23 protein-coding genes, 1 rRNA gene and 1 riboswitch are annotated in these 25,156 nt (G+C 43.9%); of the genes, 3 read left to right on the forward strand and 21 right to left on the reverse strand.

Annotation, left to right across the window (positions count from 1 at the left end; genetic code table 11):
* Nucleotides 1-200: 200 nt before the first annotated feature.
* The 8 genes from pruA to BM213_RS07615 all read right to left on the reverse strand — a co-directional run bounded on the left by pruA (nucleotide 201) and on the right by BM213_RS07615 (nucleotide 11,074).
* The gene (pruA, locus tag BM213_RS07580) at nucleotides 201-1,748 is read right to left on the reverse strand and encodes an L-glutamate gamma-semialdehyde dehydrogenase (protein ID WP_091702603.1); all 1,548 of its coding nucleotides are present in this window, start codon (nucleotides 1,746-1,748) and stop codon (nucleotides 201-203) included.
* A gap of 85 nt (nucleotides 1,749-1,833) precedes the next feature.
* On the reverse strand, nucleotides 1,834-2,967 hold the full coding sequence (locus tag BM213_RS07585; protein WP_091702606.1) for a CamS family sex pheromone protein: 1,134 nt from the start codon (nucleotides 2,965-2,967) through the stop codon (nucleotides 1,834-1,836).
* Between the two features lie 15 nt (nucleotides 2,968-2,982).
* Nucleotides 2,983-4,989: an NAD-dependent DNA ligase LigA gene (gene ligA / locus BM213_RS07590; protein WP_091702609.1), complete on the reverse strand. Its 2,007-nt coding sequence runs from the start codon at nucleotides 4,987-4,989 to the stop codon at nucleotides 2,983-2,985.
* Nucleotides 4,990-4,994: 5 nt separating this feature from the next.
* Entirely contained in the window at nucleotides 4,995-7,160 is a 2,166-nt protein-coding gene (gene pcrA / locus BM213_RS07595; RefSeq protein ID WP_091702646.1) for a DNA helicase PcrA, read from the reverse strand.
* A gap of 42 nt (nucleotides 7,161-7,202) precedes the next feature.
* Complete coding sequence (gene pcrB, locus BM213_RS07600) at nucleotides 7,203-7,898, reverse strand: heptaprenylglyceryl phosphate synthase (protein ID WP_091702612.1); 696 nt, start codon at nucleotides 7,896-7,898, stop codon at nucleotides 7,203-7,205.
* A gap of 48 nt (nucleotides 7,899-7,946) precedes the next feature.
* A complete protein-coding gene (locus BM213_RS07605) occupies nucleotides 7,947-8,264 on the reverse strand; it encodes a YerC/YecD family TrpR-related protein (RefSeq protein ID WP_003398643.1) in 318 nt (105 codons plus the stop codon).
* A 10-nt stretch (nucleotides 8,265-8,274) separates the two neighbouring features.
* Entirely contained in the window at nucleotides 8,275-9,297 is a 1,023-nt protein-coding gene (locus BM213_RS07610) for a DUF3048 domain-containing protein (protein ID WP_091702615.1), read from the reverse strand.
* A 34-nt stretch (nucleotides 9,298-9,331) separates the two neighbouring features.
* Nucleotides 9,332-11,074 (reverse strand): adenine deaminase C-terminal domain-containing protein, encoded by a 1,743-nt coding sequence (locus tag BM213_RS07615; protein ID WP_091702617.1) that lies wholly within the window; start codon nucleotides 11,072-11,074, stop codon nucleotides 9,332-9,334.
* A gap of 85 nt (nucleotides 11,075-11,159) precedes the next feature.
* On the opposite strand from BM213_RS07615, the gene BM213_RS07620 reads away from it, so the two are divergent.
* Both BM213_RS07620 and BM213_RS15220 read left to right on the forward strand, forming a co-directional pair.
* The gene (locus BM213_RS07620) at nucleotides 11,160-11,423 is read left to right on the forward strand and encodes a YgaP family membrane protein (RefSeq protein WP_003398646.1); all 264 of its coding nucleotides are present in this window, start codon (nucleotides 11,160-11,162) and stop codon (nucleotides 11,421-11,423) included.
* Nucleotides 11,424-11,474: 51 nt separating this feature from the next.
* On the forward strand, nucleotides 11,475-11,576 hold the full coding sequence (locus BM213_RS15220; protein ID WP_338390259.1) for an EYxxD motif small membrane protein: 102 nt from the start codon (nucleotides 11,475-11,477) through the stop codon (nucleotides 11,574-11,576).
* Here the strand turns inward: BM213_RS15220 and purD are convergent.
* The 12 genes from purD to purE all read right to left on the reverse strand — a co-directional run bounded on the left by purD (nucleotide 11,539) and on the right by purE (nucleotide 24,180).
* The gene (gene purD / locus BM213_RS07625; protein WP_091702620.1) at nucleotides 11,539-12,819 is read right to left on the reverse strand and encodes a phosphoribosylamine--glycine ligase; all 1,281 of its coding nucleotides are present in this window, start codon (nucleotides 12,817-12,819) and stop codon (nucleotides 11,539-11,541) included. The genes BM213_RS15220 and purD overlap by 38 nt on opposite strands.
* Before the next feature lie 14 nt (nucleotides 12,820-12,833).
* Nucleotides 12,834-14,369 (reverse strand): bifunctional phosphoribosylaminoimidazolecarboxamide formyltransferase/IMP cyclohydrolase, encoded by a 1,536-nt coding sequence (gene purH, locus BM213_RS07630; protein WP_091702623.1) that lies wholly within the window; start codon nucleotides 14,367-14,369, stop codon nucleotides 12,834-12,836.
* Nucleotides 14,347-14,949: a phosphoribosylglycinamide formyltransferase gene (gene purN / locus BM213_RS07635; protein ID WP_091702625.1), complete on the reverse strand. Its 603-nt coding sequence runs from the start codon at nucleotides 14,947-14,949 to the stop codon at nucleotides 14,347-14,349. Before purN ends, purH begins: the two co-directional genes overlap by 23 nt.
* Nucleotides 14,946-15,983, reverse strand: coding sequence for a phosphoribosylformylglycinamidine cyclo-ligase (purM, locus tag BM213_RS07640; protein WP_091702628.1), 1,038 nt, complete (start codon nucleotides 15,981-15,983; stop codon nucleotides 14,946-14,948). The genes purN and purM overlap by 4 nt, the downstream gene beginning before the upstream one ends.
* Nucleotides 15,946-17,373, reverse strand: a complete 1,428-nt coding sequence (gene purF / locus BM213_RS07645) for an amidophosphoribosyltransferase (RefSeq protein ID WP_091702631.1) — start codon at nucleotides 17,371-17,373, stop codon at nucleotides 15,946-15,948. The genes purM and purF overlap by 38 nt, the downstream gene beginning before the upstream one ends.
* Nucleotides 17,349-19,571: a phosphoribosylformylglycinamidine synthase subunit PurL gene (gene purL / locus BM213_RS07650; RefSeq protein ID WP_091702633.1), complete on the reverse strand. Its 2,223-nt coding sequence runs from the start codon at nucleotides 19,569-19,571 to the stop codon at nucleotides 17,349-17,351. Before purL ends, purF begins: the two co-directional genes overlap by 25 nt.
* Nucleotides 19,555-20,241: a phosphoribosylformylglycinamidine synthase subunit PurQ gene (gene purQ, locus BM213_RS07655; RefSeq protein WP_091702636.1), complete on the reverse strand. Its 687-nt coding sequence runs from the start codon at nucleotides 20,239-20,241 to the stop codon at nucleotides 19,555-19,557. Before purQ ends, purL begins: the two co-directional genes overlap by 17 nt.
* Complete coding sequence (gene purS, locus BM213_RS07660; RefSeq protein WP_003398656.1) at nucleotides 20,238-20,492, reverse strand: phosphoribosylformylglycinamidine synthase subunit PurS; 255 nt, start codon at nucleotides 20,490-20,492, stop codon at nucleotides 20,238-20,240. Before purS ends, purQ begins: the two co-directional genes overlap by 4 nt.
* Entirely contained in the window at nucleotides 20,480-21,202 is a 723-nt protein-coding gene (gene purC / locus BM213_RS07665) for a phosphoribosylaminoimidazolesuccinocarboxamide synthase (protein ID WP_091702638.1), read from the reverse strand. Before purC ends, purS begins: the two co-directional genes overlap by 13 nt.
* A 65-nt stretch (nucleotides 21,203-21,267) precedes the next feature.
* Nucleotides 21,268-22,563 (reverse strand): adenylosuccinate lyase, encoded by a 1,296-nt coding sequence (gene purB / locus BM213_RS07670; protein WP_091702641.1) that lies wholly within the window; start codon nucleotides 22,561-22,563, stop codon nucleotides 21,268-21,270.
* Nucleotides 22,560-23,708: a 5-(carboxyamino)imidazole ribonucleotide synthase gene (purK, locus tag BM213_RS07675; RefSeq protein ID WP_091702644.1), complete on the reverse strand. Its 1,149-nt coding sequence runs from the start codon at nucleotides 23,706-23,708 to the stop codon at nucleotides 22,560-22,562. Before purK ends, purB begins: the two co-directional genes overlap by 4 nt.
* A complete protein-coding gene (purE, locus tag BM213_RS07680) occupies nucleotides 23,692-24,180 on the reverse strand; it encodes a 5-(carboxyamino)imidazole ribonucleotide mutase (protein WP_085789454.1) in 489 nt (162 codons plus the stop codon). The genes purK and purE overlap by 17 nt, the downstream gene beginning before the upstream one ends.
* 109 nt (nucleotides 24,181-24,289) lie before the next feature.
* Nucleotides 24,290-24,391, reverse strand: a riboswitch (purine riboswitch).
* Between the two features lie 153 nt (nucleotides 24,392-24,544).
* On the opposite strand from purE, the gene BM213_RS07685 reads away from it, so the two are divergent.
* Complete coding sequence (locus tag BM213_RS07685; protein WP_085789455.1) at nucleotides 24,545-24,934, forward strand: Hsp20/alpha crystallin family protein; 390 nt, start codon at nucleotides 24,545-24,547, stop codon at nucleotides 24,932-24,934.
* 128 nt (nucleotides 24,935-25,062) lie between these two features.
* Here the strand turns inward: BM213_RS07685 and rrf are convergent.
* A 5S ribosomal RNA gene (gene rrf, locus BM213_RS07690) occupies nucleotides 25,063-25,156 on the reverse strand; the annotation flags it as partial.

Below are 25,156 nucleotides of genomic sequence, written 5' to 3' on the forward strand. Positions count from 1 at the left end.
GGCGATCCCCACAGTTCCTGCAGCTAGGGCTTACATCCCCTAGCCTGAAATAGGGGTTTTACGCCCAATCATATAAAATGTTTGCTTTTTTAATCCGTACATGTTTGTACTCAATCGCCCATCACCACCCGCTTCCATATTATATGAAGGATGTATACTTTAACCCCCTCTTAGCGTTTTCGCCAAGAGGGGTTTTTCTATTAAAACATTTCGGATACCGTTTTTGCTTGCATATGAAGAAGTAAGTAGTCTGGACCGCCTGCTTTCGAGTCTGTTCCAGACATATTGAACCCACCAAACGGATGGTAGCCGACGATGGCACCTGTGCAACCGCGGTTAAAGTAAAGATTACCAACATGGAACTCCTCACGCGCTTTTTCAAGGTTAAAGCGGTTGTTTGAGATGACTGCACCAGTTAAGCCATATTCTGTGTTATTTGCGATTTCAAGCGCATGGTCGAAGTCTTTTGCTTTCGTAAATGCCACAACAGGTCCAAAAATTTCTTCTTGCATAATGCGCGCTTTCGGATCAACATCGGCAAATACCGTTGGCTGAATGAAGAAGCCTTTCGAGTCGTCTCCTTCACCGCCTATCATTAGCTTGCCTTCTTGTTTACCAATTTCGATATACTCCATAATTTTGTTGTACGCCGATTGATCAATAACCGGTCCCATAAACGTACTTTGTTCTTCTGGATTGCCGATTTTTAATTGCTTCGTTAGCTCAACGACGCGGTTTAATACTTGGTCGTATATATCTTCAAGCGCAACGACACGCGAGCATGCCGAGCATTTTTGCCCAGAGAAGCCAAAAGCAGATGCAACAATTGATTGTGCCGCCAATTCTAAATCTGCTTCTTTATCGACGACAATTGTATCTTTTCCGCCCATTTCCGCAATGACACGCTTGAGCCAAATTTGTCCTGGATGCACTTTCGCTGCGCGCTCGTAAATGCGAATGCCGACGTCGCGCGAGCCTGTAAAGCTAATGAAACGTGTGCGCGGATGATCTACTAAGTAGTCGCCTACTTCTGCGCCGCTTCCTGGAATGTAGTTTAATACGCCTGCTGGAAGACCTGCTTCTTCTAGCACTTCAACGAACTTATATGCTACGACTGGCGTTGCGCTCGCTGGTTTTAACAACACCGTATTTCCTGTGACAAGCGCGGCAACGGTTGTTCCCGCCATAATCGCAAATGGGAAGTTCCATGGTGAAATGACAACGCCAACGCCAAGCGGAATGTAAAAGAAACGATTCGTTTCTCCTGGACGGCTTTCGACAGGGATGCCATCTTTCAACTTCAACATTTGACGTGCATAATATTCCATAAAATCAATCGCTTCCGCTGTATCAGCATCCGCTTCTTTCCACGGTTTTCCTGCTTCTTTCACAAGCAATGCTGAAAACTCATGTTTACGACGGCGGACGATAGCAGCAGCGCGGAATAAAATGTCTGCACGCATTTCTGGCTTCGTTTTGCTCCACCACGCAAACGCTGCATCTGCTGCTTGCATCGCTTTTTCTGCTAAATCTTTATTCGCTTTCGCTACACGTCCAACAACTTCCGTTTTATTCGCTGGGTTGATCGAAACGATTTTATCTTCTGTCATAATTCGTTCGCCGCCAATAACAAGCGGATAATCTTGACCGAGATAAGCTTGTACCGTTTGTAATCCTTCTTCAAACGCTTTTTTGTTTGCTTCGACTGTAAAATCAGTAAATGGTTCGTGTTTATAAGGTTGTACCATAGATAAAGCCCCCTTTGTTGGAATTACAAAAGCGTTCCCACACACAATCCCATTCTAACGGATGGAGCATACATATTCAAATTTTTTATGGTTGATAGATGTGAACGAACGGCTCATTTTGATCTGGATTTTTTATAATGATGCTCTCCGGTCCACGGACGGAAGAAATGTAAACAGAAATTGGCATATAGTCAGGCATTTTTTCCATGAGAAGACCTGTAACGTATTGCGTAAATCCGATGACTTCTGTTTTTCCGTAAAACTGCATCACAATATCAATTGTCAATTGTTGCAATTGGTCGTCACGATAAAATGCTCTGCCGATGACTCCTGTATAATTTGGAAAAAATTCTTCAATATCCGATTTTAAGTTTAAAAATTTCACTAAGTCGTCACGATGGTTTTTTTGCGCTTCATCGGACGGAAAGACATAATATTCTTCGTTAATATTTTCCCAATTTTTAATTGAATTGCTTCCTTTGTCTACATAGCCAGCTGCAAAAAAATGGCCTGGAACGATGGACGACTTCGGTTGCTGTTCAAATAATCCAATAATTATAGGTACTTCCTTTAATCCATCCATTTGACGCAAACGAGAAACAATTTCTTCTGCCGCTTTTTTCCCTTCCTTCTCCATATCGCTCTTTGAAATTTTTACTTCGCGTGGATACCCTTCTTCCGTCTCATAGTAATGGACAGAATTCATTGCCAACCCAATGACGACGCCACCTAACTGCACTTTGTCATTTCCTGTTTTAACTAAATAGTTATGTTCTAAAATATGGGAGATGTATAGCGGATGTTTTTTATTTCTCTCTTCATTTGTTCCTTCGTTTCCAAGCGCGGGATTGAGCCCTTCCGCATTCCCTTGTTTCCGTTTCAACCACGATTCGATCGTCTTTCGATCTAAGTATTGTCCTTGTTGAAACAAATATTGTGACGGAGAAAACTTCGTTTGTGCAATGCGCATTAAGCCGAGTTCAAACTCTTCCATATCCAATCTTGTGTTCACATTTTCAACGACAAGTCCGCGCGCCTCTCCGGGCTGAAACGGCAAAATGGTACGATAATACGAGTTAGAAATGTTGTACTTTGGAATAATCGCTTTTTGTTTTTTATTTTCTGTTTCTTGCACAACTTTTTCTTCCTGATTAAACTTTGGCGCACACGCTGAAAGAGTAAGGAGCGCACAAATGAGCAATGTCATCAACTTTTTCATCGTTCACACCCGCTTTTATTGTTGTATTTCTTGAAGAAAACGCGCTTCGTCCCAAACCGTAATGCCAAGTTGATTTGCCTTTTCTAATTTTGATCCAGCGTCTTCACCCGCGACGACAACATCTGTCTTTTTACTGACGCTTCCTGTCACTTTCCCGCCTAGCGCTTCAATTTTTTCTTTCGCCTCCGCTCGCGACATTGATTGTAGCGTACCTGTTAAGACGAACGTCTTTCCAGCAAATGCGGGATTTACGTCAGCTGATCGTTTTGCACCTTTGTACACCATATTGACACCGTGTGAACGCAAACTGTCCAACAGCTGTTTGACTTCTTCTTTTGAAAAATACGTAACAATCGAGTCCGCCATTTTATCGCCAATTTCATGAATGGACGTCAATTCTTCTTTTGTCGCTTGTTGGAGGCGATCGATCGTTTCAAAATGTTCCGCTAACGTTTTGGCAGCTTTTGCGCCGACATGGCGAATCCCAAGTCCGAACAATAAGCGTTCAAGCGAGTTTTGCTTTGATGCTTCAATCGCATGCAGCAAGTTCGTTGCTGATTTCTCTCCCATTCGTTCTAGTGCAACAAGTTGCTCTTTCGTTAACTTGTACAAATCGGCCACACTTCGAACGAGGCCGTGCTCAAATAATTGAGTAATCACCTTTTCCCCTAATCCATCAATATTCATCGCTTGGCGTGAGACGAAGTGAATGAGCCCCTCGCGAATTTGTGCTGGACATTGCGGATTGACGCAACGGAGAGCCACTTCATCATCAAGTCGTACGAGCTCGCTCGCACATGCTGGACAACGCGTCGGCATATCGAACGGTTTCTCTTGCCCTGTTCGCCGCTCTGGTAACGAACGAACAACTTCCGGGATAATGTCGCCCGCTTTTTTAATCACCACGTAATCGCCAAGACGAATATCTTTTTCACGAATGTAGTCCGCATTATGAAGAGAAGCGCGTTGTACAATCGTCCCTGCTACACGTACCGGCTGTAAAATAGCTGTCGGAGTGACTACCCCTGTTCGTCCGACGCTCAATTCAATATGAACGAGCTGCGTTACGACTTCTTCAGCCGGAAACTTATAAGCGATCGCCCAGCGCGGACTTTTCGCGGTTGCTCCGAGTTGTTTTTGCTGAGCAAACGAATCTACTTTAATGACGATACCATCAATATCGTATGGAAGCTTTTCCCGTTCTGCATGCCATCGTTCGATGTAAGAAAGAACATCGTCGATCGTTTCGCATACTTGACGTGCACAATTTGTTTTAAACCCAAGCTCATCTAAATAGCGAAGCGCTTCACTATGAGAATTAAACCCTAACTCTTCCGCATGGACAACACCATATACAAATATATCTAGCTGACGGGAAGCGACGATTTTTGGATCGAGCTGACGAAGGGAGCCGGCTGCCGCGTTGCGTGGATTGGCGAATAATTCTTCCCCGTTCCTTTTGCGCTGTTCGTTCAGCTTTTCAAAAGATTGTCGCGGCATGTATACCTCTCCGCGCACTTCAATCGTCACTTGTTCACGCAAGCGGAGCGGCAACGAACGAATGGTTTTTACATTTTCTGTAATATCTTCCCCTGTCGTCCCGTCCCCGCGCGTCGCTCCTTGTACAAAATAACCATTTTCATAGCGGAGCGATACCGCCAAACCATCTATTTTCAGTTCACATACGTAACGCACATCGCCGACTTCTTGGCGTACTCGCCGATCAAAATCGCGCAAATCCCCTTCGTTGAAGGCGTTGCTTAAGCTAAGCATCGGCACGCGATGGGTCACTTTCGCAAACGACTCTAACGGAGCTCCGCCAACGCGTTGCGAAGGGGAGTCCGGCGTTTTATATTGCGGATATTGCTCCTCGAGTTCTATTAATCTTCTCATCAATTCGTCATATTCAGCATCAGAAATAGACGGTTTGTCTAACACGTAATATTCGTAATTATATTTTTCGATTTGTTGACGTAATTGAGCCATTTGTTTTTCCACGTCGTGCAGTGCCACATTCTCCATCCTTTCTATACTTTCGTAATCGGAGCAAACTTCGCCAATAGTCGTTTAATACCAATTGGGCTTGAGAAAGCAACATCTAACTCTTGATCCCCATCGTTTTCCTTTACGCGCACAATTGTACCAATACCCCACACTTTATGACTCACTTTCTCTCCTACGCGCCATCCCCCTTGCGAAGCTACAGATAATCGCGGAGAGGCCGATTGTTTTTTTGCTCGCTTATGTGCATATTCAATAAGCTCTTCAGGAATTTCATCAATAAAGCGAGATGGAGCGTTCACGTGGGTTTGTCCAAATAATGTGCGCATATGTGCGCGCGTCAAAAATAACTGTTCTTCCGCACGAGTGATGCCAACATAAGCTAGACGGCGTTCTTCTTCCATTTCATCCTCATCATTTAACGAACGATTATGCGGAAAGATCCCTTCTTCTAGTCCGACTAAAAAGACGACAGGAAACTCAAGCCCTTTTGCCGAGTGAAGCGTCATTAAAACGACCGCATCACTTGTCTGGCCTTCACTGTCATTGTCAAGCTGATCAATGTCAGCAACAAGAGCTAAATCGGTTAAAAAAGCAACGAGCGACTTGTCCTCGTTTACTTGTTCAAAATGTTTAGTGACGGATAAAAACTCATCAATGTTTTCAAGCCGGCTATATGCCTCTAACGTTTTTTCCTCGCGAAGCATATCGCGATACCCTGAACGATCCAACACATCTTCGACAAGCTCTGTCACAGATAAATAATGTTGCATTTGGCTCCAATGATCGATTTGTTCACGAAATTGCACGAGTGGTGCGGCAATACGAGCACTAATTCCGATCTCTTCAATATGCTTGAGCGCATCGAACATAGATATGCTGTGGATGGATGCATAAGAGGCGATCTTATCGATTGTTGATGCGCCGATGCCTCGTTTTGGAACGTTAATAATGCGCGTCAAGCTAATGTCATCGTTCGGGTTCGCAATTAAACGTAAATACGCTAAAATATCTTTAATTTCTTTCCGGTCATAAAACTTTAAACCGCCGACAATTTTGTATGGAATGTTTGCCTTTAAAAACATTTCCTCAAGAACGCGCGACTGCGCATTCGTTCGATATAACACTGCAAAATCTTTATACGTTCGTTTTCCTGTATCGACATACTCTTTAATTTTCCCGACAACGAACTGCGCTTCATCCACTTCTGTCATCGCTTCATAATATACGAGCGCATGACCTTCGCTATTTTCCGTCCAAAGTTTTTTCGGCTTTCGTTGGGTGTTATGCTCAATAACGGCATTAGCAGCCTGTAAAATACGTTTTGTTGAGCGATAGTTTTGTTCAAGCAAAATAACTTTAGCATTTGGATAGTCTTTTTCAAATGATAAAATGTTACTAATATCTGCCCCGCGCCAACGATAAATGGATTGGTCGGAATCCCCGACAACGCATAAATTTCGGAATCGTTTAGCAAGCATATTTACTAGCAAATATTGCGAGCGGTTTGTATCTTGATATTCATCGACATGAATATATTGAAATTTTCGCTGATAATATTCCAACACTTCAGGAACACGTTGAAATAGCTGGATCGTCGTCATAATTAAATCATCAAAATCGAGAGCATGGTTGCGCAACAATCGTTTTTGATATTCTTTGTAGACGTCGGCCACAAGTTTTTCATACGGCGTTGCAGCTTGATCAGCATATGTTTCAGGCGTAATTAATTCGTTTTTCGCGCTGCTAATCGTACCTAATAGCGCACGCGGGTCATATTTTTTCGGATCAATATTGCGATCTTTTAAAATATGCTTTAGTACCGATAATTGATCGGTCGTATCCAAAATAGAGAAATTCGCATGAATGCCGATGCGATCAATATCGCGGCGCAAAATACGGACGCACATCGAGTGAAACGTGGAAATCCATATATCTTCTGCCTGTTTGCCTACGATCCGCTCCACGCGTTCTTTCATTTCGCGGGCTGCTTTATTTGTAAATGTAATAGCTAAAATGTTCCACGGGGCAACATCTTTTTCCGCCATTAAATAAGCGATGCGATGTGTGAGCACACGCGTTTTTCCGCTTCCCGCTCCCGCCATAATTAAAAGCGGACCTTCCGTCGTCTTTACCGCCTCTTTTTGTTTTTCATTTAACCCATCTAATAACATACGAGCTGACATACTCATCTTTCCACCACCAAAAACATATGTTCTTTTTTTATTCTCCATTTATGTCCTTTTCCCTTTAACTGCTTCAACCGTTTGTAACGCCATAGGCAAATTCGTATAAATCACATTTCCAACGACAACTGTATCTGCCCACATCGCCATTTCTTTCGCTTGTTCAGGCGTATGAATGCCTCCACCATAAAATAGACGCGTATGTTGCAACGTCCGTTTCACTTTCTCTACAAGCATCACATCTCCGTACTGCCCGCTATATTCCATATAAAAAATCGGAAAACGATACATATGTTCTGCCATTCGAGCATAGGCAATGACATCTTCATCTGTTAACTCCGTTCGCGCACTTGTTAACGATGCAGCTTTACATTCAGCATTTAAAATGCAATACCCTTCAACAAACAGTTCTTCCCAATTTATTAAGTCGCCAAACTGTTTTACTGCTTCGTGGTGCAAATCAATTAACCAAGTGAGATCACGGCTATTAAGTACCATTGGAATAAAATAATAGTCAAATCCAGGTGTGATTGCTTCAATATTTGATACTTCTAGCGCGCATGGAACAGAAAAACGGCGTACGCGCGCAAGCAAATCGATGACATTTTCAAGCGTTACACCATCTGTCCCACCAACAACGATCGCATCTGTACCTGATTCACATACTTGTTCAAGTTGCCCGTCTGTTATATGTTTGTTCGGATCTAATTTAAACACATGTCGCCATGTTGCCATTTCATTCATTTTTTTCACCTCATCTCATTATAACAAAAATCGCAAAAAGAAGCTGACTCATTGTGAGCCAGCCTCTTCCTTTTGTTCGTTATAAATGCGATCAAGCGCCATCGCATACGCATCATTTCCGTAGTTTAAGCAGCGCTTAACGCGCGAGATCGTCGCTGTGCTTGCCCCTGTTTCTGTTTCAATTTTATGATACGTATACCCTTCGCGCAACATGCGTGCCACTTCTAATCTTTGCGCAAGCGCTTGTATTTCATTGACAGTGCATAAATCGTCGAAGAAGCGGTAACATTCCTCTAAATCTTTCAACGACAAAATGGCTTGAAATAATTGATCGAGCTCTCTGCCACGCAATTTATTAATTTGCATATACATCCCCCTATTCATATTGTACTTGTTGCAAATTAGGAACGACTTGAATCCATGTTTTACCTGGAACAAACCCAAGCGGAACGCCGTCTTGATAAGGAAGAAGGCGGCCGTCAACGTTTCTCCATTGCACTTGTTGTACCGTTCCTTTTTGGAATAAATAACCTTTTCCACTTGACGTGAAATCAATATGTCTTCGTCCGTAATCATCAATCACTTCATGTGTTGCTTCAACAACAAACACATTTTCTACTGCAATAGGTGTATTCGTTTCCCGATCAACAGTCGGCTCGCCACCACTCGAACGAACGTATTTCGTTCCATCATACGTATAATGAACGTGAGCATACGATCGTTTAGAATACACAACATCAATATTCGTCGCTTCTACAGCACGTGTCAAATCATTTGAGAAAAACGGCAATGGCTTCACTTCTTCTTCAAATGCATAGCCGTTTTTTTCGGCTCCTTTTTTAATATTTTCAAAGGAAATGTAAGAGTTGTGCGGCGATTTTCTCGTTCGATCTCGCCAAAATAACGTCCCATCGTAAAACAATCCATTGACGTAATCTACTGAACTAGACTGCAATAACCGTTGAGCCTCTGGACTCCATCCATGGCATACATATAACGCGTGAAAGCCGTTGCTCAATTGAATAAAATAATCGCGCGCGCTCCGAACAGGTCCGATCACATCAGGCTGCTCACTTTGATAAATCGCTAACAGCCGCGTAATATCCCCTTCAGCAAGCACCTCGTAGACGATATCTGCTTTATGTAACCCCGATTGCGGTCGGGCAGTAGGGTAGTTGTTAACCATAACCGCTACGACGCGTTGCATCGTTTTTTCACTCGCTGGCATACCCGTTAACGGGAACGTCCACATCGCTTCTTCTTTCCCTTGTTCATTCTCTTGTTCGATTGTTGTTGGAGGAGACTCCTTTTCTTTCGTGTTTTGCTCTGCACGTTGACATCCAACACCAAACATAACCGCGAGCGTAATGAGCAATAAAAACAATAATCGCCGCAACATAAACCCAACCTTTCATTTTCGTCCCTTTTATATTTTAACGCATTATTGTTGGAAAGAGTACTGTTTTATGCATGACATCGTAAATTCCTTTCGATGTAATGCGAATATATGGTAAATGTGTCGACGATAAAAACAACAACGTATAAACTGGATCTGCGAACGTATAACCGCGAGCTCTCAACAGTTCACCGAGTTTTTTTTCTTCCTGTATTAACGCCTCCATCGGTTTCGCTGACATTAAACCGCTTAATGGAAGAGAAATTTCATGAATGACTTTCCCATGTTCACAAAGAACGATACCGCCCCCTATTTCCTTCATACGCTCAAAGGCAAGCAACAAATCCCGTTTGCTTTTCCCGATTAAAATAATGTCTCCTGTATTGGAATACGAGCTAACAAGCGCCTGCACATGTGTCGCAAACCCTTTTAACACCGTGTTCACTCGCCATTTTCCGTTGCGGTCAATAAGCATTAAAAAGCTCTCGTCATGATCGTTTGATAATTCATCTACTGACGTATCTGTCGAAATGGAATACGGCTTAATAATGACTGAGTTTTCCATATACATGCCTAAAGGCATCGAAAATTGCAAATCGTCCATTTGTAAATCCCAAGCGAAAGAAAGAGGCTTAAGCCCATGGGCATCCCATTCAACTGTTAAAAAAGCATGAACCGGCGCACCGTCCCGTTTGACCCATTGTCCGCTTGCTAAAACAGAAATCGGTGTCGGATTCGAAGCATGCTCAAGTATGTTAATATGAGCAATACGCCCCGGTGTAATACTTCCGTGCAAATGATCGATATTGTAGTAACGGGCAACGTTCCACGTCGCCATGTTGTATGCGTCAATATCACGTACACCTTCTTTGAGCGCCATGCGAATCATTTCGTCAATCATTCCATTTTCATAAAATGTAGGCGTCGAACCGTCCGTCGTAAACATGCAATGGTCGTAATGGTGAATGCCACATTGTTTCATCTCTTGCAGCAATGTCGGTAAATCAGGGCGAATAGATGAATGACGCAACGATACCGTATAACCTTGCATTAATCGTTTATATACATCGTTCCCTGTCATCGCCTCATGATCCGCATCCGCTCCAAACAATTTCATTTTCGTTAACGTGCGGTCTGAAGCTCCTGGAAAATGCCCCTCTACTTTTTTACCAAGCTTCTTTGCCTCTTGCATCCAATGGAGGACGAAATCGTCTCCTTCTAGCAGTTTAGGCCATCCAGTTAATTCACCAACTTGTAAGACAGCATCGTTTTCAAGCCATGCTTTCATGTTCCGATATGAAAAAAGATGTTCTTCTCCATCCATTTCTGTTTGCGGATCAAGCCGGCACCACCAGTACATCGTCACCGGTTGTTTTTCCATCGCCGCTAAAAAAGAAAACGCTTTCTTTTTTGTCAACTGTAAAAAAAGAAATAAGTTATCGTTAATGAGTGTCGTCGTACCAGACTGCGCTGCATATTCCGCTAACGTCTGGGGATTATATAACTGAAACGGGTGAGCATGAGGCTCAATGTAACCAGAAACAAGCATACGATTCGTGCAATTAACGACTTCGCATGCGTCCAACTGCTTCGGCTTATTCGGACCGACATATACAATTCGGTCATCGCAAATCCATATGTTTCCTTGCACCCATTGACGCAAGTATGGATGTAAATATGTTGCGTTCAATAATACTTTCGTTGGCGCTTGCCTCCCGTCAACAATCGCAACGTGTTTACGAATTTGTTCGCTTTTCCATCGATACCGTTTTTCTATCATGATCGCTTTCCTCCTAAATCGTACCATCATCTATACACATTTTAACGGATGAAAGCGAATTTCACAAACAAAAAGGAGGGAGAACATGAAACAAAACATCGGTATAATCAATGCGATGATTCGCATCACATGCGGATTTACGATGCTTGCTTGGGCAACTGCCAATCTTTCCCGTAAACCGTGGCGTGAATCATATATGTGGATAATCATGCTTGCTGCCATGAAAATTGCGGAAGGGATTGTTCGTTTCTGTCCCGTGATGGCATTGTTCGAACGATATCAATGTCATTGTGAACAAGATCATGAACGAAAGAACGCCATTCCGATTGAACCAGTTAACCCTTCATAACAACACCCCCTTGTACACGTACAAGGGGGCAAAAAGGAGAGAACGCATATGATGACAGAATATATAACAGACACGTTCTTCATTCTTATTCTTTTAATCGGTAGTATCGTTGCGCTTAGTTTTGTATATATTCGCAAGAGGCGCGTACGATAGCTTTATGACCAATATCGCGGCGATAGAATAGCCCATCGCACTCAATATATTGTATTTGTTCGTACACGAGACGCTGTGCTTCTTTTAACGTTTTTCCACTCGCCACAACGAGGAGCACTCGTCCCCCGTCCGTTGCCCATTCGTCATTTACGCACTTTGTGCCAGCGTGAAAAACTTGTGCTTTCGTGATTCGTTCTAATCCCCGAATGATCGCTCCTTTTTCATATTGATCTGGATACCCTTTCGCAGCTAAAACGACACCAAGGGTAGCTTCGTCGCTCCAATGCAACGTAACAGGCTTATCTTCTAAAAGTGAGACGATGACTTCAACAAGATCATTTTGCAAACGCGGCAAAATGACTTGTGCTTCAGGGTCACCAAACCGTGCATTAAATTCGATGACTTTTGGTCCTTCTTCCGTCGCAATTAATCCTGCATATAAAAATCCAGTAAATGAACAGCCTTCTTTCGTTAATGCTTTCACCGTCGGTTTGACGATCGTTTCCATCGCATCGTGAACGATCTGTTCGCTTATTTGCGGCACAGGAGAATACGCCCCCATTCCTCCCGTGTTCGGACCTTGATCATCATCGAACGCTCGCTTATGGTCTTGGGCGATAACCATTGGATATACACGTTCTCCATGTACAAATGTCATAAGCGAAAATTCTTCGCCTTGTAAATATTGCTCAATGACAACTTGTACCCCGGCTTCACCAAACTTTTTGGCAACCATAATGTCATGCAAAGCATGGAGCGCCTCTTCAACTGTCATCGCCACCGTTACCCCTTTTCCTGCTGCAAGCCCATCCGCTTTAATGACAATCGGAGCCCCTTGTTCGTGCACATATTGTACAGCTTCATCATACTTTGTAAATGTCGCATAGCTCGCTGTCGGAATGTTATATTTTCTCATCAAATCTTTCGCAAATGCTTTACTTCCTTCAATTCGCGCCGCCTGCTGTTTTGGACCAAAAATGCGTAATCCTTCTCTTTCGAAACGATCAACTACTCCTTCCAACAGCGGTGCTTCCGGTCCAACAATCGTTAAATCAATCGCTTCTTTTTTCGCCCATTGCACAAGCGCTTCGACGTCAGCCTCTAAAATCGGAACGCGCGTAGCGATTGCATTCATTCCATCGTTTCCTGGCGCCACGTATATGTGGGTCACGAGCGGGCTTTGTGCTACTTTCCATGCAAGTGCATGCTCTCGGCCACCACGACCTATAATGAGCACTTTCATCCGTTGCTTCCCCCTTAATGTTTAAAATGGCGAACGCCTGTAAATACCATGGCTATTCCATATTCATTAGCTTTTTGAATCGAATCTTCGTCACGAATGGAGCCACCCGGCTGAATGATCGCTGTCACCCCTGCCTGAGCAGCTGCTTCAACTGTATCACTCATCGGGAAAAATGCGTCGGAAGCTAATACCGCTCCTTTAGCTTTCTCTCCCGCCTGTTCAATCGCAATGCGAGCAGCTCCAACACGATTCATTTGTCCAGCGCCAACGCCAATCGTCATGCCATTTCTCGCTAAAACAATTGCATTCGATTTCACATGTTTAACAACGCGCCAAGCGAACGCTAAATTCGCCCACTCTTCTTCTGTCGGCTGTCTTTCGGTCACTACTTGGACATTCGCATCATCAATCGTATATATGTCTTCATCTTGAACAAGCAGTCCACCGCGTACGGATACGACAAACGGCTCTTGTTTTCGCTCTGCTTGAAAATCAACCGTTAGCAAACGAATATTTTTCTTTCTCGTTAATAGCGCAAGTGCCTGTTCTGTAAACGATGGGGCAATGACAATTTCTAAAAAGATGTCGCTTAGCTGTGCAGCTGTTTTTTCATCGACTTCGCGATTTAGTGCTACAATACCACCAAAAATGGACGTTGGATCGGCTTCGTAAGCTTTTTGAAACGCCTCAGCAATCGTTTCACCAATACCTACCCCACACGGATTCATATGTTTTACTGCCACCGCTGCCGGCTCGGTAAACTCCGCAACAATTTGCAACGCGGCGTTTGCGTCATTAATGTTGTTGTACGATAGCTCTTTTCCGTGCAACTGCTTCGCGGCCGTAATAGAAAACGGTGAACGGAGCGGCCTTTCATAAAATGCAGCTGTTTGATGTGGATTTTCCCCATATCGTAGCGACTGTTTCTTCACAAAGGTCATCGTCATCGTTTCTGGGTATGTTTCCCCGACGATGTTCGTTAAATATTGGGCAATCGTCGCATCGTACGCTGCAGTATGGCGGAACACTTTTGCCGCCAACGTCCGTCTCGTTTCAAGTAACACCTCACCATATTGTTTCAGCTGTTCAATCACTAAATGATAATCGTCCGGGTCAACAACAGCTGTCACATACGCATGATTTTTCGCCGCCGCCCTTAGCATCGTTGGACCGCCAATATCAATATTTTCGATTGCTTCTACAAGGGAAGCATTCGGTTTTGCAATCGTTTCTTGAAATGGATACAAGTTCACAATAACAAAATCAATTGGTGTAATGGCATGTTCCTTTAATTGCTGCGCATGCACTTCATCTTCCCGAACAGCTAACAGCCCACCATAAATATGTGGATGAAGGGTTTTCACACGACCATCTAAAATTTCTGGAAAGTTTGTTACCTCTGAAATACTTGTTACTGGAATGCCGTGTTCCGCTAATACGCGTTTTGTGCCGCCCGTCGAAATGATTTCCACCCCAAGCTCCGTTAATTGCTTAGCGAATGTAACGATTCCTTTTTTATTTGACACGCTAATGATTGCTCGTTTTTTCATCGCTTGTACTCCCTTTCTCCGTCAACAATTGTTGAATAACTTGTGGATACAACGTATGTTCGATTTCATGAATACGACGTTCAATGCTCTCAAGCGGCTCACCGTCATAAATGTATAACGCCTGTTGAGCGATGATCGGCCCTGTGTCCATTCCTTCATCAACATAATGAACGGTCACACCTGTAACTTTCACGCCATATCGATACGCTTGCCCGATCGCATCTTTACCTGGAAAAGCGGGTAAAAGCGACGGGTGAATATTGACAATTTTGTTCCGATAAGCTTGTAAAAGTGTAGGACCGATCAGTCGCATATATCCCGCTAAAACAATCCAATCCACACCTCGTTCGCGCAACTGTTGTAAAATCTCACGTTCAAAACATTCTTTTGTTTCATATTGTTTCGGATGAAAAACAAATGACGGCACGTGTTCGCGAATGGCCCGTTCAATGACTTTTGCATGCGGTCGGTCACATACAAGAAGAGCTACGTCTGCTTGTATCTCTCCTTTTTTTGCCGCATCGACAATCGCTTGAAAGTTCGTTCCGCTCCCCGAAGCAAAAATAGCTATTCGCTTCATTCGATTTTTCCTCCTGCAAACGATACACCCGTTCCTTCCTTTATCCGACCGATCACATACACTTGCTCTCCAAACGATTCAAGCAACTGCACAACGTCTGGCACAACGTCGCTATCGACAGCCATAACAAAACCAATTCCCATATTAAAAATATTAAACATTTCCGTTCGTTGCAGCTTCCCGTGTTGCTGCAGGAAATTAAAAATCGGTGGAATCGGCCATGAGCCGTAGTCTATCTCCGCTTGTAATCCTTTCGGCAACATGCGCGGAATATTTTCAATAAACCCGCCCCCTGTAATATGAGCCATTCCTTTTACACGAAATTGTTTCAATGCTTCCAGTACAGCACGAACGTAAATGCGCGTAGGTGTTAACAGTTCTTCACCAAGCGGACGAGAAAACGGCTCATATATGTCATCTAATCGCAAGTCGGCATCCTTTATAATTTTTCTCACGAGCGAATAGCCGTTGCTATGCAAACCGCTCGATGCAAGACCAATGAGCACATCCCCTGGGACAATCCCATCCCCTGTAACTACTTTGTATTTTTCTGCCACACCAACTGCAAATCCAGCTACGTCATATTCATCTTCACTATACATGCCTGGCATTTCTGCCGTTTCCCCGCCGATAAGCGCACATCCTGCTTCGACACATCCATCTGCTATTCCTTTGACGATATGTTCAATTTTTTCTGGAATCGCTTTTCCACAGGCGATGTAGTCAAGGAAAAAGAGCGGCTCCGCCCCTTGTACGACGATATCGTTCACGCACATTGCAACACAATCTATACCAATCGTGTCATGGCGGTCGAGCTTGAAAGCAAGCATTAGTTTTGTTCCTACTCCGTCCGCTCCTGATATGAGTACTGGTTGTTTATATCCAAGTGAAGAAAGATCAAACATTCCTCCAAAACCACCTAAACTTCCTAACGCACCAATTCGGGCAGTTTTGGCGACATGTTTTTTCATCCGCTCGACCGCTTCATAGCCAGCTTCAATATTCACACCGGCTTGTTTGTACGAATGTGCCAACGTACTCCCCTCCTATTTTCGTCGGATATTGTCCAGTAAAGCAAGCTAAACATTGGCCACAGCTCGGTGAATCATCTGGGCGCCCAATTGCTTGCAGCAGCCCTTTTTGGCTTAAAAAAGCTAGCGAATCTGCTTCGATGAGCTGGCGAATCTCTTCTACTGTATGTGTAGCAGCAATAAGCTCTTCTTTTGTCGATGTATCAATACCGTAAAAACATGGGTGAGTAATAGGTGGAGAGCTAATGCGCACGTGTACTTCCGTCGCTCCAGCTTCCCGAAGCATGCGTACGATGCGCTTGCTTGTCGTCCCGCGCACGATAGAGTCATCAACCATAACGACACGCTTGCCAGCTACAACCCCACGAACAGGTGACAATTTCATTTTTACACCTTGTTCACGGAGAGCTTGAGACGGTTGGATGAACGTTCGCCCAACATATCGATTTTTAATTAGCCCTAATTCGTACGGAATACCCGTCGCTTCCGCATAGCCGATCGCAACAGAAATACTTGAGTCGGGCACACCTGTCACCACATCCGCTGCAACAGGGGCTTCAACGGCTAACTGTTTTCCTAAATTTTTTCGTGCTGTATGAATGTTAATGCCATCAACGTTGCTATCGGGACGGGCAAAATAAATATATTCCATGCTACAAATCGAACGGGAAACTTTAGGGGCAAAACGCTCGGAACGAACGCCTTGCTTATTAATCATAATGAGCTCCCCTGGCTCAACCTCCCGTTCATATGTGGCACCAATGACATCAAACGCACACGTTTCCGATGCCACGACATATGCCTCGCCTAAACGACCTAACGACAGAGGGCGAAAACCATGCGGATCAAGGGCGATATACATTTCGGTTTCCGTTAAAATAAGAAAAGCGAAGGCGCCCCGCAAATGCGTTAATGCTTCTTTAATTCGCTCTTTTAAAATCGGTTCATCACTTCGCTTAATTAAATGGGCGAGCACCTCTGTATCGGACGTCGTTTGAAAAATACTTCCTTGTTGTTCTAAACGGAAACGAAGCTCATCGGCATTCACTAAGTTTCCGTTGTGCGCAAGTGCTAAACTGCCGCCTTGTGAGCGAAACAAAAGCGGTTGAACGTTCGCGTACCCACCCCCACCAGCAGTGGAGTAACGGACGTGGCCGATGGCGGCCATGCCCGTTAGTTTTTCTAACTCTCCGCGACTAAACACTTCTGTTACTAAGCCAAGTCCTTTATGAAACTGTAGCGTTCCGTTACCTCCGACAACAATGCCTGCCCCTTCCTGGCCGCGATGTTGTAGACTGTGCAGCCCATAATATGTCAATGTCGCCGCTTCCTCGTGTCCCCAAATGCCGAAAATCCCACACTCTTCGTTTAATCCTTTGATTTCAGCAAGCATGGAATAGCTCCTTTCCATACATTTCGCATTGTTTCTACTGGAACGTGGATGATACTCGTATCCCCATTCACCACATGAAGCATTTCATCGTTCGTCACTTCCCCAATACATATCGCTTGAACGAGCTGTTCAAACGCTTGACGATGTTCCTTTTTTACAGAAACGATAAAGCGTGATTGTGTTTCACTAAACAATTCCGCAACAACATCACCGTCGATTGTCACATACGCTCCTAAACCGTTTGTGCTCATTAAACTTTCCGCAAGCGCAATCGCCAAGCCACCTTCCGATATGTCATGCGCTGATGCTACTACTCCAGCTCGAATCGCGGTGAGAAGCTGTTGTTGTCGCTCTGCTTCCACATGTAAATCAATCGTTGGCGCTTTTCCAAAAATGCGACCTGTTAACCATTTTTGCAACTCGCTTCCGCCAAATTCTCGCTTCGCTTCCCCGATGACATAAATGAAGTCGCCCGGCTGTTTAAATGACTGTGTCGTAATATGGTTGATATCCTCAACGACACCGACCATGCCGACAATTGGTGTCGGATAAATTGCTTCGCCGTTCGTTTCATTATAAAGCGATACATTTCCGCTAATGACTGGTGTTTCAAGCATACGACACGCTTCGCTCATTCCTTCTACCGCTTTCTCTAGTTGCCAAAAAATCTCCGGTTTCTCTGGGTTTCCGAAATTTAAACAATCGGTCACCGCAAGCGGTTGAGCGCCGGAACAAACGATGTTGCGCGCCGCCTCTGCAATCGCGATTTTTCCACCAATGACCGGATCTAAATATACGTAACGAGAATTGCAATCAGTCGTCATCGCTAACGCTTTATTTGTGCCACGAATGCGCAACACAGCTGCATCAGAGCCTGGCGCAACAACCGTATTTGTCCGCACCATATAATCGTATTGCTCATATACCCATTCTTTACTTGCAATCGTCGGCTGACTTAATAATGCAAGCAACGTTTCTTCATAATCGTTAATTGTCGGTACGTACTCAATCGTTTGAAACTCACGATAATATGCTGGTTCTTGCGACGGCTTATGATATACAGGAGCATCTTTAGCAAGCGCATCAACCGGAATTTCGGCAACGACTTCCCCGCGGTGATACAAACGTAACATTTGATCATTTGTTACGCGGCCAATCGCTTTCGCCTCGAGCCCATATTTAGCAAATACATCTATAATTTCTTGTTCACGACCCTTTTGAACAACAAGAAGCATGCGCTCTTGCGACTCAGACAACATCATCTCATACGGTGTCATTCCTGTTTCACGTTGTGGTACAAGATCTAAATTTAGTTCAATACCAGAGCCTGCCTTGCTCGCCATTTCGGCTGATGAACTTGTCAAACCTGCCGCACCCATATCTTGCATCCCAATGAGCGCATCGGAATGGATCACTTCTAAACAAGCCTCAAGAAGCAATTTTTCCATAAACGGATCGCCAACTTGAACAGCTGGGCGCTTTTGTTCAGATTGTTCCGTTAATTCTTCCGATGCAAACGTCGCTCCATGAATGCCGTCGCGCCCTGTTTTGGCACCGACGTACATAACCGTGTTTCCAACGCCTGCCGCGATTCCTTTTTGAATATCTTCATGTCGAATCACCCCGACACACATCGCATTTACAAGCGGGTTTCCTTCGTATGCCGCATCAAATTGCACTTCTCCTCCAACCGTCGGAATGCCGACGCAATTTCCATACCCAGCAATACCTGCGACGACACGCTCAAATAAATATTTCACGCGCGGTGACGTTAATTCCCCAAAGCGAAGCGAATTTAATAATGCAATTGGTCGCGCGCCCATCGAAAATACATCGCGAATAATCCCGCCAACGCCTGTCGCTGCCCCTTGGTACGGTTCAATCGCAGATGGATGGTTATGGCTTTCAATTTTAAAGGCGACCGCTAATCCGTCTCCAATATCGACAATGCCTGCCCCTTCTCCCGGTCCTTGAAGCACATGTTTTCCTTCTGTCGGAAACTTCTTTAACACAGGTTTCGAATTTTTATAGCTGCAATGTTCCGACCACATAACCGAGAAAATGCCTGTTTCCGTATAATTCGGTAAACGTCCAAGAATGCGCTCAACCATCGCAAATTCTTCGTCCGTTAGCCCCATTTCCCGATATAACTTTTGCTCTTTAATTATCGTTGGGCTTGGCTCAAGTAGTAACGACATGTGCGTCCCTCCAATATGTAACGATTGATTGAAACATTTTTAACCCGTCAGCTCCCCCAAGCAAATCATGAACTGCTCGCTCCGGATGAGGCATCATTCCAAGTACATTCCCTTTTTCGTTCACGATGCCTGCAATGTTTTGCAAGCTGCCGTTCGGATTTTCTCCCTCATAACGAAAAACGATTTGGTTGTTCGCAATAAGCTGCTGCAATGTGTGCTCATCACAGTAATAATTTCCTTCTCCATGAGCAATCGGGATCGTAATGATTTCGCCGCGCTCATATTGGGATGTAAACATCGTTTCATTATTTTCGACACGAAGTTTTACCGGACGGCAAATAAACGTTAGCGTATGGTTGCGCCGCATCGCCCCGGGAAGCAATCCTGCTTCTAATAAAATTTGAAATCCGTTACATACACCTAAAATCGGCTTGCCTTCATCGGCTGCTTTTTTGATCGCTTTCATCACGTTAGAAAAACGCGCAATCGCTCCAGATCGTAAATAATCCCCGTATGAAAAACCACCTGGCAAAAGAATAGCATCAAACTCATCTAAACTTTCTACATCATGCCAAACGTATTCAACATCTTCCCTTAATTCATCTGCAATCGCATGATACATGTCGACATCACAGTTGGAACCCGGAAATACAATGACCGCAAATTTCACTGAACGACGACCTCCTCAATTTCATAGCGATAATCTTCAATGACCGTATTCGCCAACAACTTTTCACACATATCTTTCACGAGTGCATCTATGTCGCGGTCACTTTTTTCTACCGTTAACTCCATGAACTTTCCAATACGCACATCTTGCACCTCATGATAACTTAAGCTATGAAGCGCTCCTTTTACAGCATTTCCTTGTGGATCTAATACATTTTCACGCAATGTGACATACACTTTTACTTTGTACATGATAATCCTCCTAATCGTTGTAAAAGTTTTGTATATGTTTCTGTTAAGTCGCCTAAATCGCGACGAAATACATCTTTATCGAACTTTTCTTTCGTGTGTACATCCCATAATCGGCACGTATCTGGGGAAATTTCATCCGCAAGTAACACCGCTCCCGTTTCGTCTCTTCCAAACTCTAATTTGAAATCAACGAGCTGTAAGTCACATGAGTGAAATAAAGACGTTAAAACATCGTTTATGCGTAACGCTGTTTGTTTCATGTACACAAGTTCATCGCGGGAGGCGAGTGACAACAGAGCGATATGATCTTCCGTTAAGAGGGGGTCGCCTAAATCGTCATTTTTGTAGTAAAATTCTACAAGTGTTTTTTCAAGTACCGTTCCTTCCTCAAGACCAGTACGCTTCGACAAACTCCCGGCGACAATATTGCGGACAACGACTTCAAGGGGTATGATCGTCACTCGTCGCACAAGCTGTTCTGTATCAGATATTTTACGGATAAAATGATTATTTACACCTGCTTCATGCAACAAGAAAAATAGTAAACTCGTAATTTCGTTATTTAATCGTCCTTTTCCGCTAATCTTTGCTTTTTTTTCACCGTTAAATGCAGTTGCCTCATCTTTATATTCAATCCATAATACGCCCTCTTCGTTCGTCGCATACACTTTCTTCGCCTTTCCTTCATACAGAAGGTGTTGCTTTTCCATGTTCTCTCCCCCAGTTATACAGAATATTAGGAAATTTGAGTTTATAGGTAAGGACGCCGCCTTACCTATTGCAAACCAAGTCGCTCGAAAATCGTGTCGACATGCTTTAAGTGATAGTTGTAGTCAAAGCAATCAGCAATTTGGTCTTTCGTTAAACGACTTGTAATCACTTCGTCTGCTTCAATTAACGAGCGAAACGGCACTTGTTTTTCCCATGCTTCCATCGCTTTTGGCTGCACGAGATCGTACGCTTCCTCACGCGTCATCCCCGTGTCAATGAGCGCTAGCAACACGCGCTGAGAATAAATAAGCCCGAGGGTACGATCCATATTTTTCTTCATGTTGTCTGGAAACACCGTTAAGTTTTTTACGATATTCGTAAAACGATTCAGCATGTAATTTAAAGCAATCGTTGCATCCGGCAAAATAATGCGTTCGGCTGATGAGTGAGAGATATCACGCTCATGCCAGAGCGGCACGTTTTCGTATGCTGTTAACATATAACCGCGAATGACACGCGCCATTCCTGTCATGTTTTCTGAGCCGATCGGATTGCGCTTATGCGGCATGGCTGACGATCCTTTTTGCCCTTTTGCGAAAAACTCCTCTACTTCACGCGTTTCGCTCTTTTGCAATCCGCGAATTTCAACAGCAAACTTTTCGATCGATGTCGCAATTAAGGCAAGCGTCGCCATATAATGAGCATGACGATCACGCTGCAACGTTTGCGTTGAAATTGGTGCAGGCTGTAAACCGAGCTTTTCACATACATACTGCTCAACAAACGGATCAATGTTTGCATACGTACCGACCGCGCCAGAAATTTTTCCGACGCGCACCGTTTCTGCTGCTTGCTTAAAACGTTCTAAGTTGCGTTGCATTTCAGCGTACCAAAGAGCCAATTTTAATCCAAACGTCGTAGGCTCGGCATGTACACCATGCGTTCGTCCCATCATGACCGTATATTTATGCTCAATCGCTTTTTCTTTTAACACCGCGATAAAGTTTTCTAAATCGCGCAATAAAATGTCATTTGCTTGTTTTAGTAAATACGACAATGCGGTATCAACAACATCCGTAGACGTCAATCCGTAATGTACCCACTTTCGTTCCTCGCCTAACGTCTCTGATACAGCACGAGTAAAGGCAACGACATCATGACGCGTCTCTTCCTCGATTTCTTTAATGCGTTCAATGCGAAACGATGCGTTTTGACGAATTTTCTCAACATCTTTTTTCGGAATAACTCCTAATTCCGACCATGCTTCACATGCTAAAATTTCGACTTCTAGCCAAGCACGAAAACGGTTTTCTTCTGTCCAGATTGCACCCATTTCTGGTCGTGTGTAACGTTCAATCATACATTCATCCTCCGATCTGTCCAAATCGCAAATTCATCTATTTTTCGTTGGATCGCATCGACATCATCAGCTAACCATGTCACATGTCCCATCTTTCGCTTCAGCTTCGCTTCCTTTTTTCCATAAAAGTGGATGTGGGCGTCACGAAATTGGGAGATGTTTTGAATGACTGCATCCACATGTTCTCCTAAAATGTTGACCATAATTGTAGGTTTGAGCAACTCCGTGCTGCCAAGTGGCCAATTGCAAATGGCACGAATGTGCTGATGAAATTGCGATGTGATACAACCGTTTATTGTATAATGACCTGAGTTGTGTGGTCTAGGGGCAAGTTCATTGACATATAACTGCCCATCTTCTGTTAAAAACATTTCAATGGCTAGTGTGCCGACAAGTTGAAATGTTTCCGCTAATCGTCGAGCATACATCTCCCCCTGCGCAATGGTTTTCTGGCTAACTTGGGCTGGAGCAATCGTTTGATGCAAAATATTGTCGCGATGAATGTTCTCGACAACAGGGAATAGCTTTATTTCACCAGAAACGCTGCGCACAACGATAATAGATAACTCTTTCACAAACGGTACCCATGCGTCCAATATACATTCACCGTAAGTAAGCAGCGAGCGCGCCTCGTGAATATCATCTAAACAACGGATGACCACTTGCCCTTTTCCATCATACCCTCCACGACATGTTTTCAATACAGCCGGAATGCCGATCTCCTCAATCGCCCGTTCCAATTGTTCTTCTTCCAGTATGAGACGATAAGGGGCAACAGGCAACCCGGCAGACTGAACTGCTCGTTTTTCCTTCCAACGATGCTGTGTAATAGAAAGCAGCTCGCTTCCTTGTGGCACATATCCCTTCTCTACTAATCGATTCAACGCATCAGCATCAATATTTTCAAACTCATATGTCACAACATCGCTCACTTCGGCTAAGTGACGTAACGCTTCTTCATCGCTATACGAAGCGACAATTTCAATATCAGCCACTTGGGCACAAGGCGATTGCGGAGTAGGATCAAGAACCGCTACGAAAAATCCCATCTCTTTTGCAGCGATCGCCATCATTCTCCCTAACTGACCTCCACCAATAATACCAATCGTTTGCCCCGGCACAATCACTTTACTCAAGCTGATCACTACCTTCTATCACCTGTTTTCGAATTGCCTCACGCCGCATCCGCAATGCATCCATGTACGCCGAATCGTGCGTTCCGAGAATCGATACCGCAAGCAATGCCGCATTGACGGCACCTGCTTTTCCGATGGCCACTGTCGCTACTGGCACTCCTCCGGGCATTTGGACGATAGAAAGCAACGAATCAAGACCATTTAGCGTTTTAGACATAACCGGAACACCAATAACAGGCAACGTTGTTTTAGCTGCTACCATTCCTGGCAAATGAGCAGCTCCCCCTGCTCCAGCGATAATGACTTTAATTCCACGCTCTTCAGCTGTTTCGGCATACGCAAACATAAAGTCAGGTGTACGATGAGCCGAAACGACTTTTTTTTCAAACGGAATATGAAATTCTTCTAATATATCACATGCATGACGCATTGTTTCCCAGTCTGATTGACTTCCCATAATAACAGCTACAAGTGGCCGCATTTACACTCACCTCTTTTTATCATTCAGAAAAAAAATCCAGAACGACGCCCCTCGATCATAAGGGAAAGCATCATTCTGGACATATTTCGCCCATTGGGTGAAAAAAAGCCAATAAGATCCTTCCCCTCATAGTCCAATAATTTACGGTTATTGGGTAGAGACTTTTGGGCCATATTCCCAAAATTATATGAGGGTTCAACAACGTATTCATTTATCTTCATCTTACCAGTCGTTTTTCAATCATGTCAACATAAAATCGAACATTTTCACAAACAAAATAATCAATGTTCGGTTTTTACTTAAAAATCACCATTTCATCTTTTTCACCATATAGTAAAAAGAAAAAGAGAAAGGGGAGAAGCTTATGGATTGGACAAAGCAATGGGAAGCATTTTTCACTCATCCATTTTGGAACTCGTCAAATTCCTTTTCTTCCTATTCATCAGGCATCAATATGTATCGTCATGATAATGAGCTACTTGTCGTCGCAGCGATCCCAGGGTTAGCACATGTACACGATGCAGAAGTGTACATTCATTATAATACATTAGAAATTAAAGCAAATGTTCAATTGCAATTTGAAGGCTTTGAACTAATTGAAGAAGGAATTACACAAGAACCTTTTGAACGAGAGATACAACTTCCCTTTCCTGTAGGAGAAAAAGTGGAAGCTGTGTACGAGAACGGACTGCTATTTGTTCATCTTCATCGTCTCATCCCTGATCATATAAAAAGGAAGGTGGACATTAAATAAAAAATGAGCTAACCGATATAGGTTAGCTCTTCACTATGGGGGAGAGGATTGTAAAAGCGTTAAACGCAAATACATGGACAAAAAAAGTTAGAGAACAAAACGGAGATGCTCTCTAACTTGCTATGTCCGCCCGGCAACGTCCTACTCTCGCAGGCGGTGTCCCGCCAACTACCATCGGCGCTGGAGAGCTTAACTTCCGTGTTCGGGATGGGAACGGGTGTG

The organism is Anoxybacillus pushchinoensis, from assembly GCF_900111795.1.
GTDB classification, from domain to species: domain Bacteria; phylum Bacillota; class Bacilli; order Bacillales; family Anoxybacillaceae; genus Anoxybacillus; species Anoxybacillus pushchinoensis.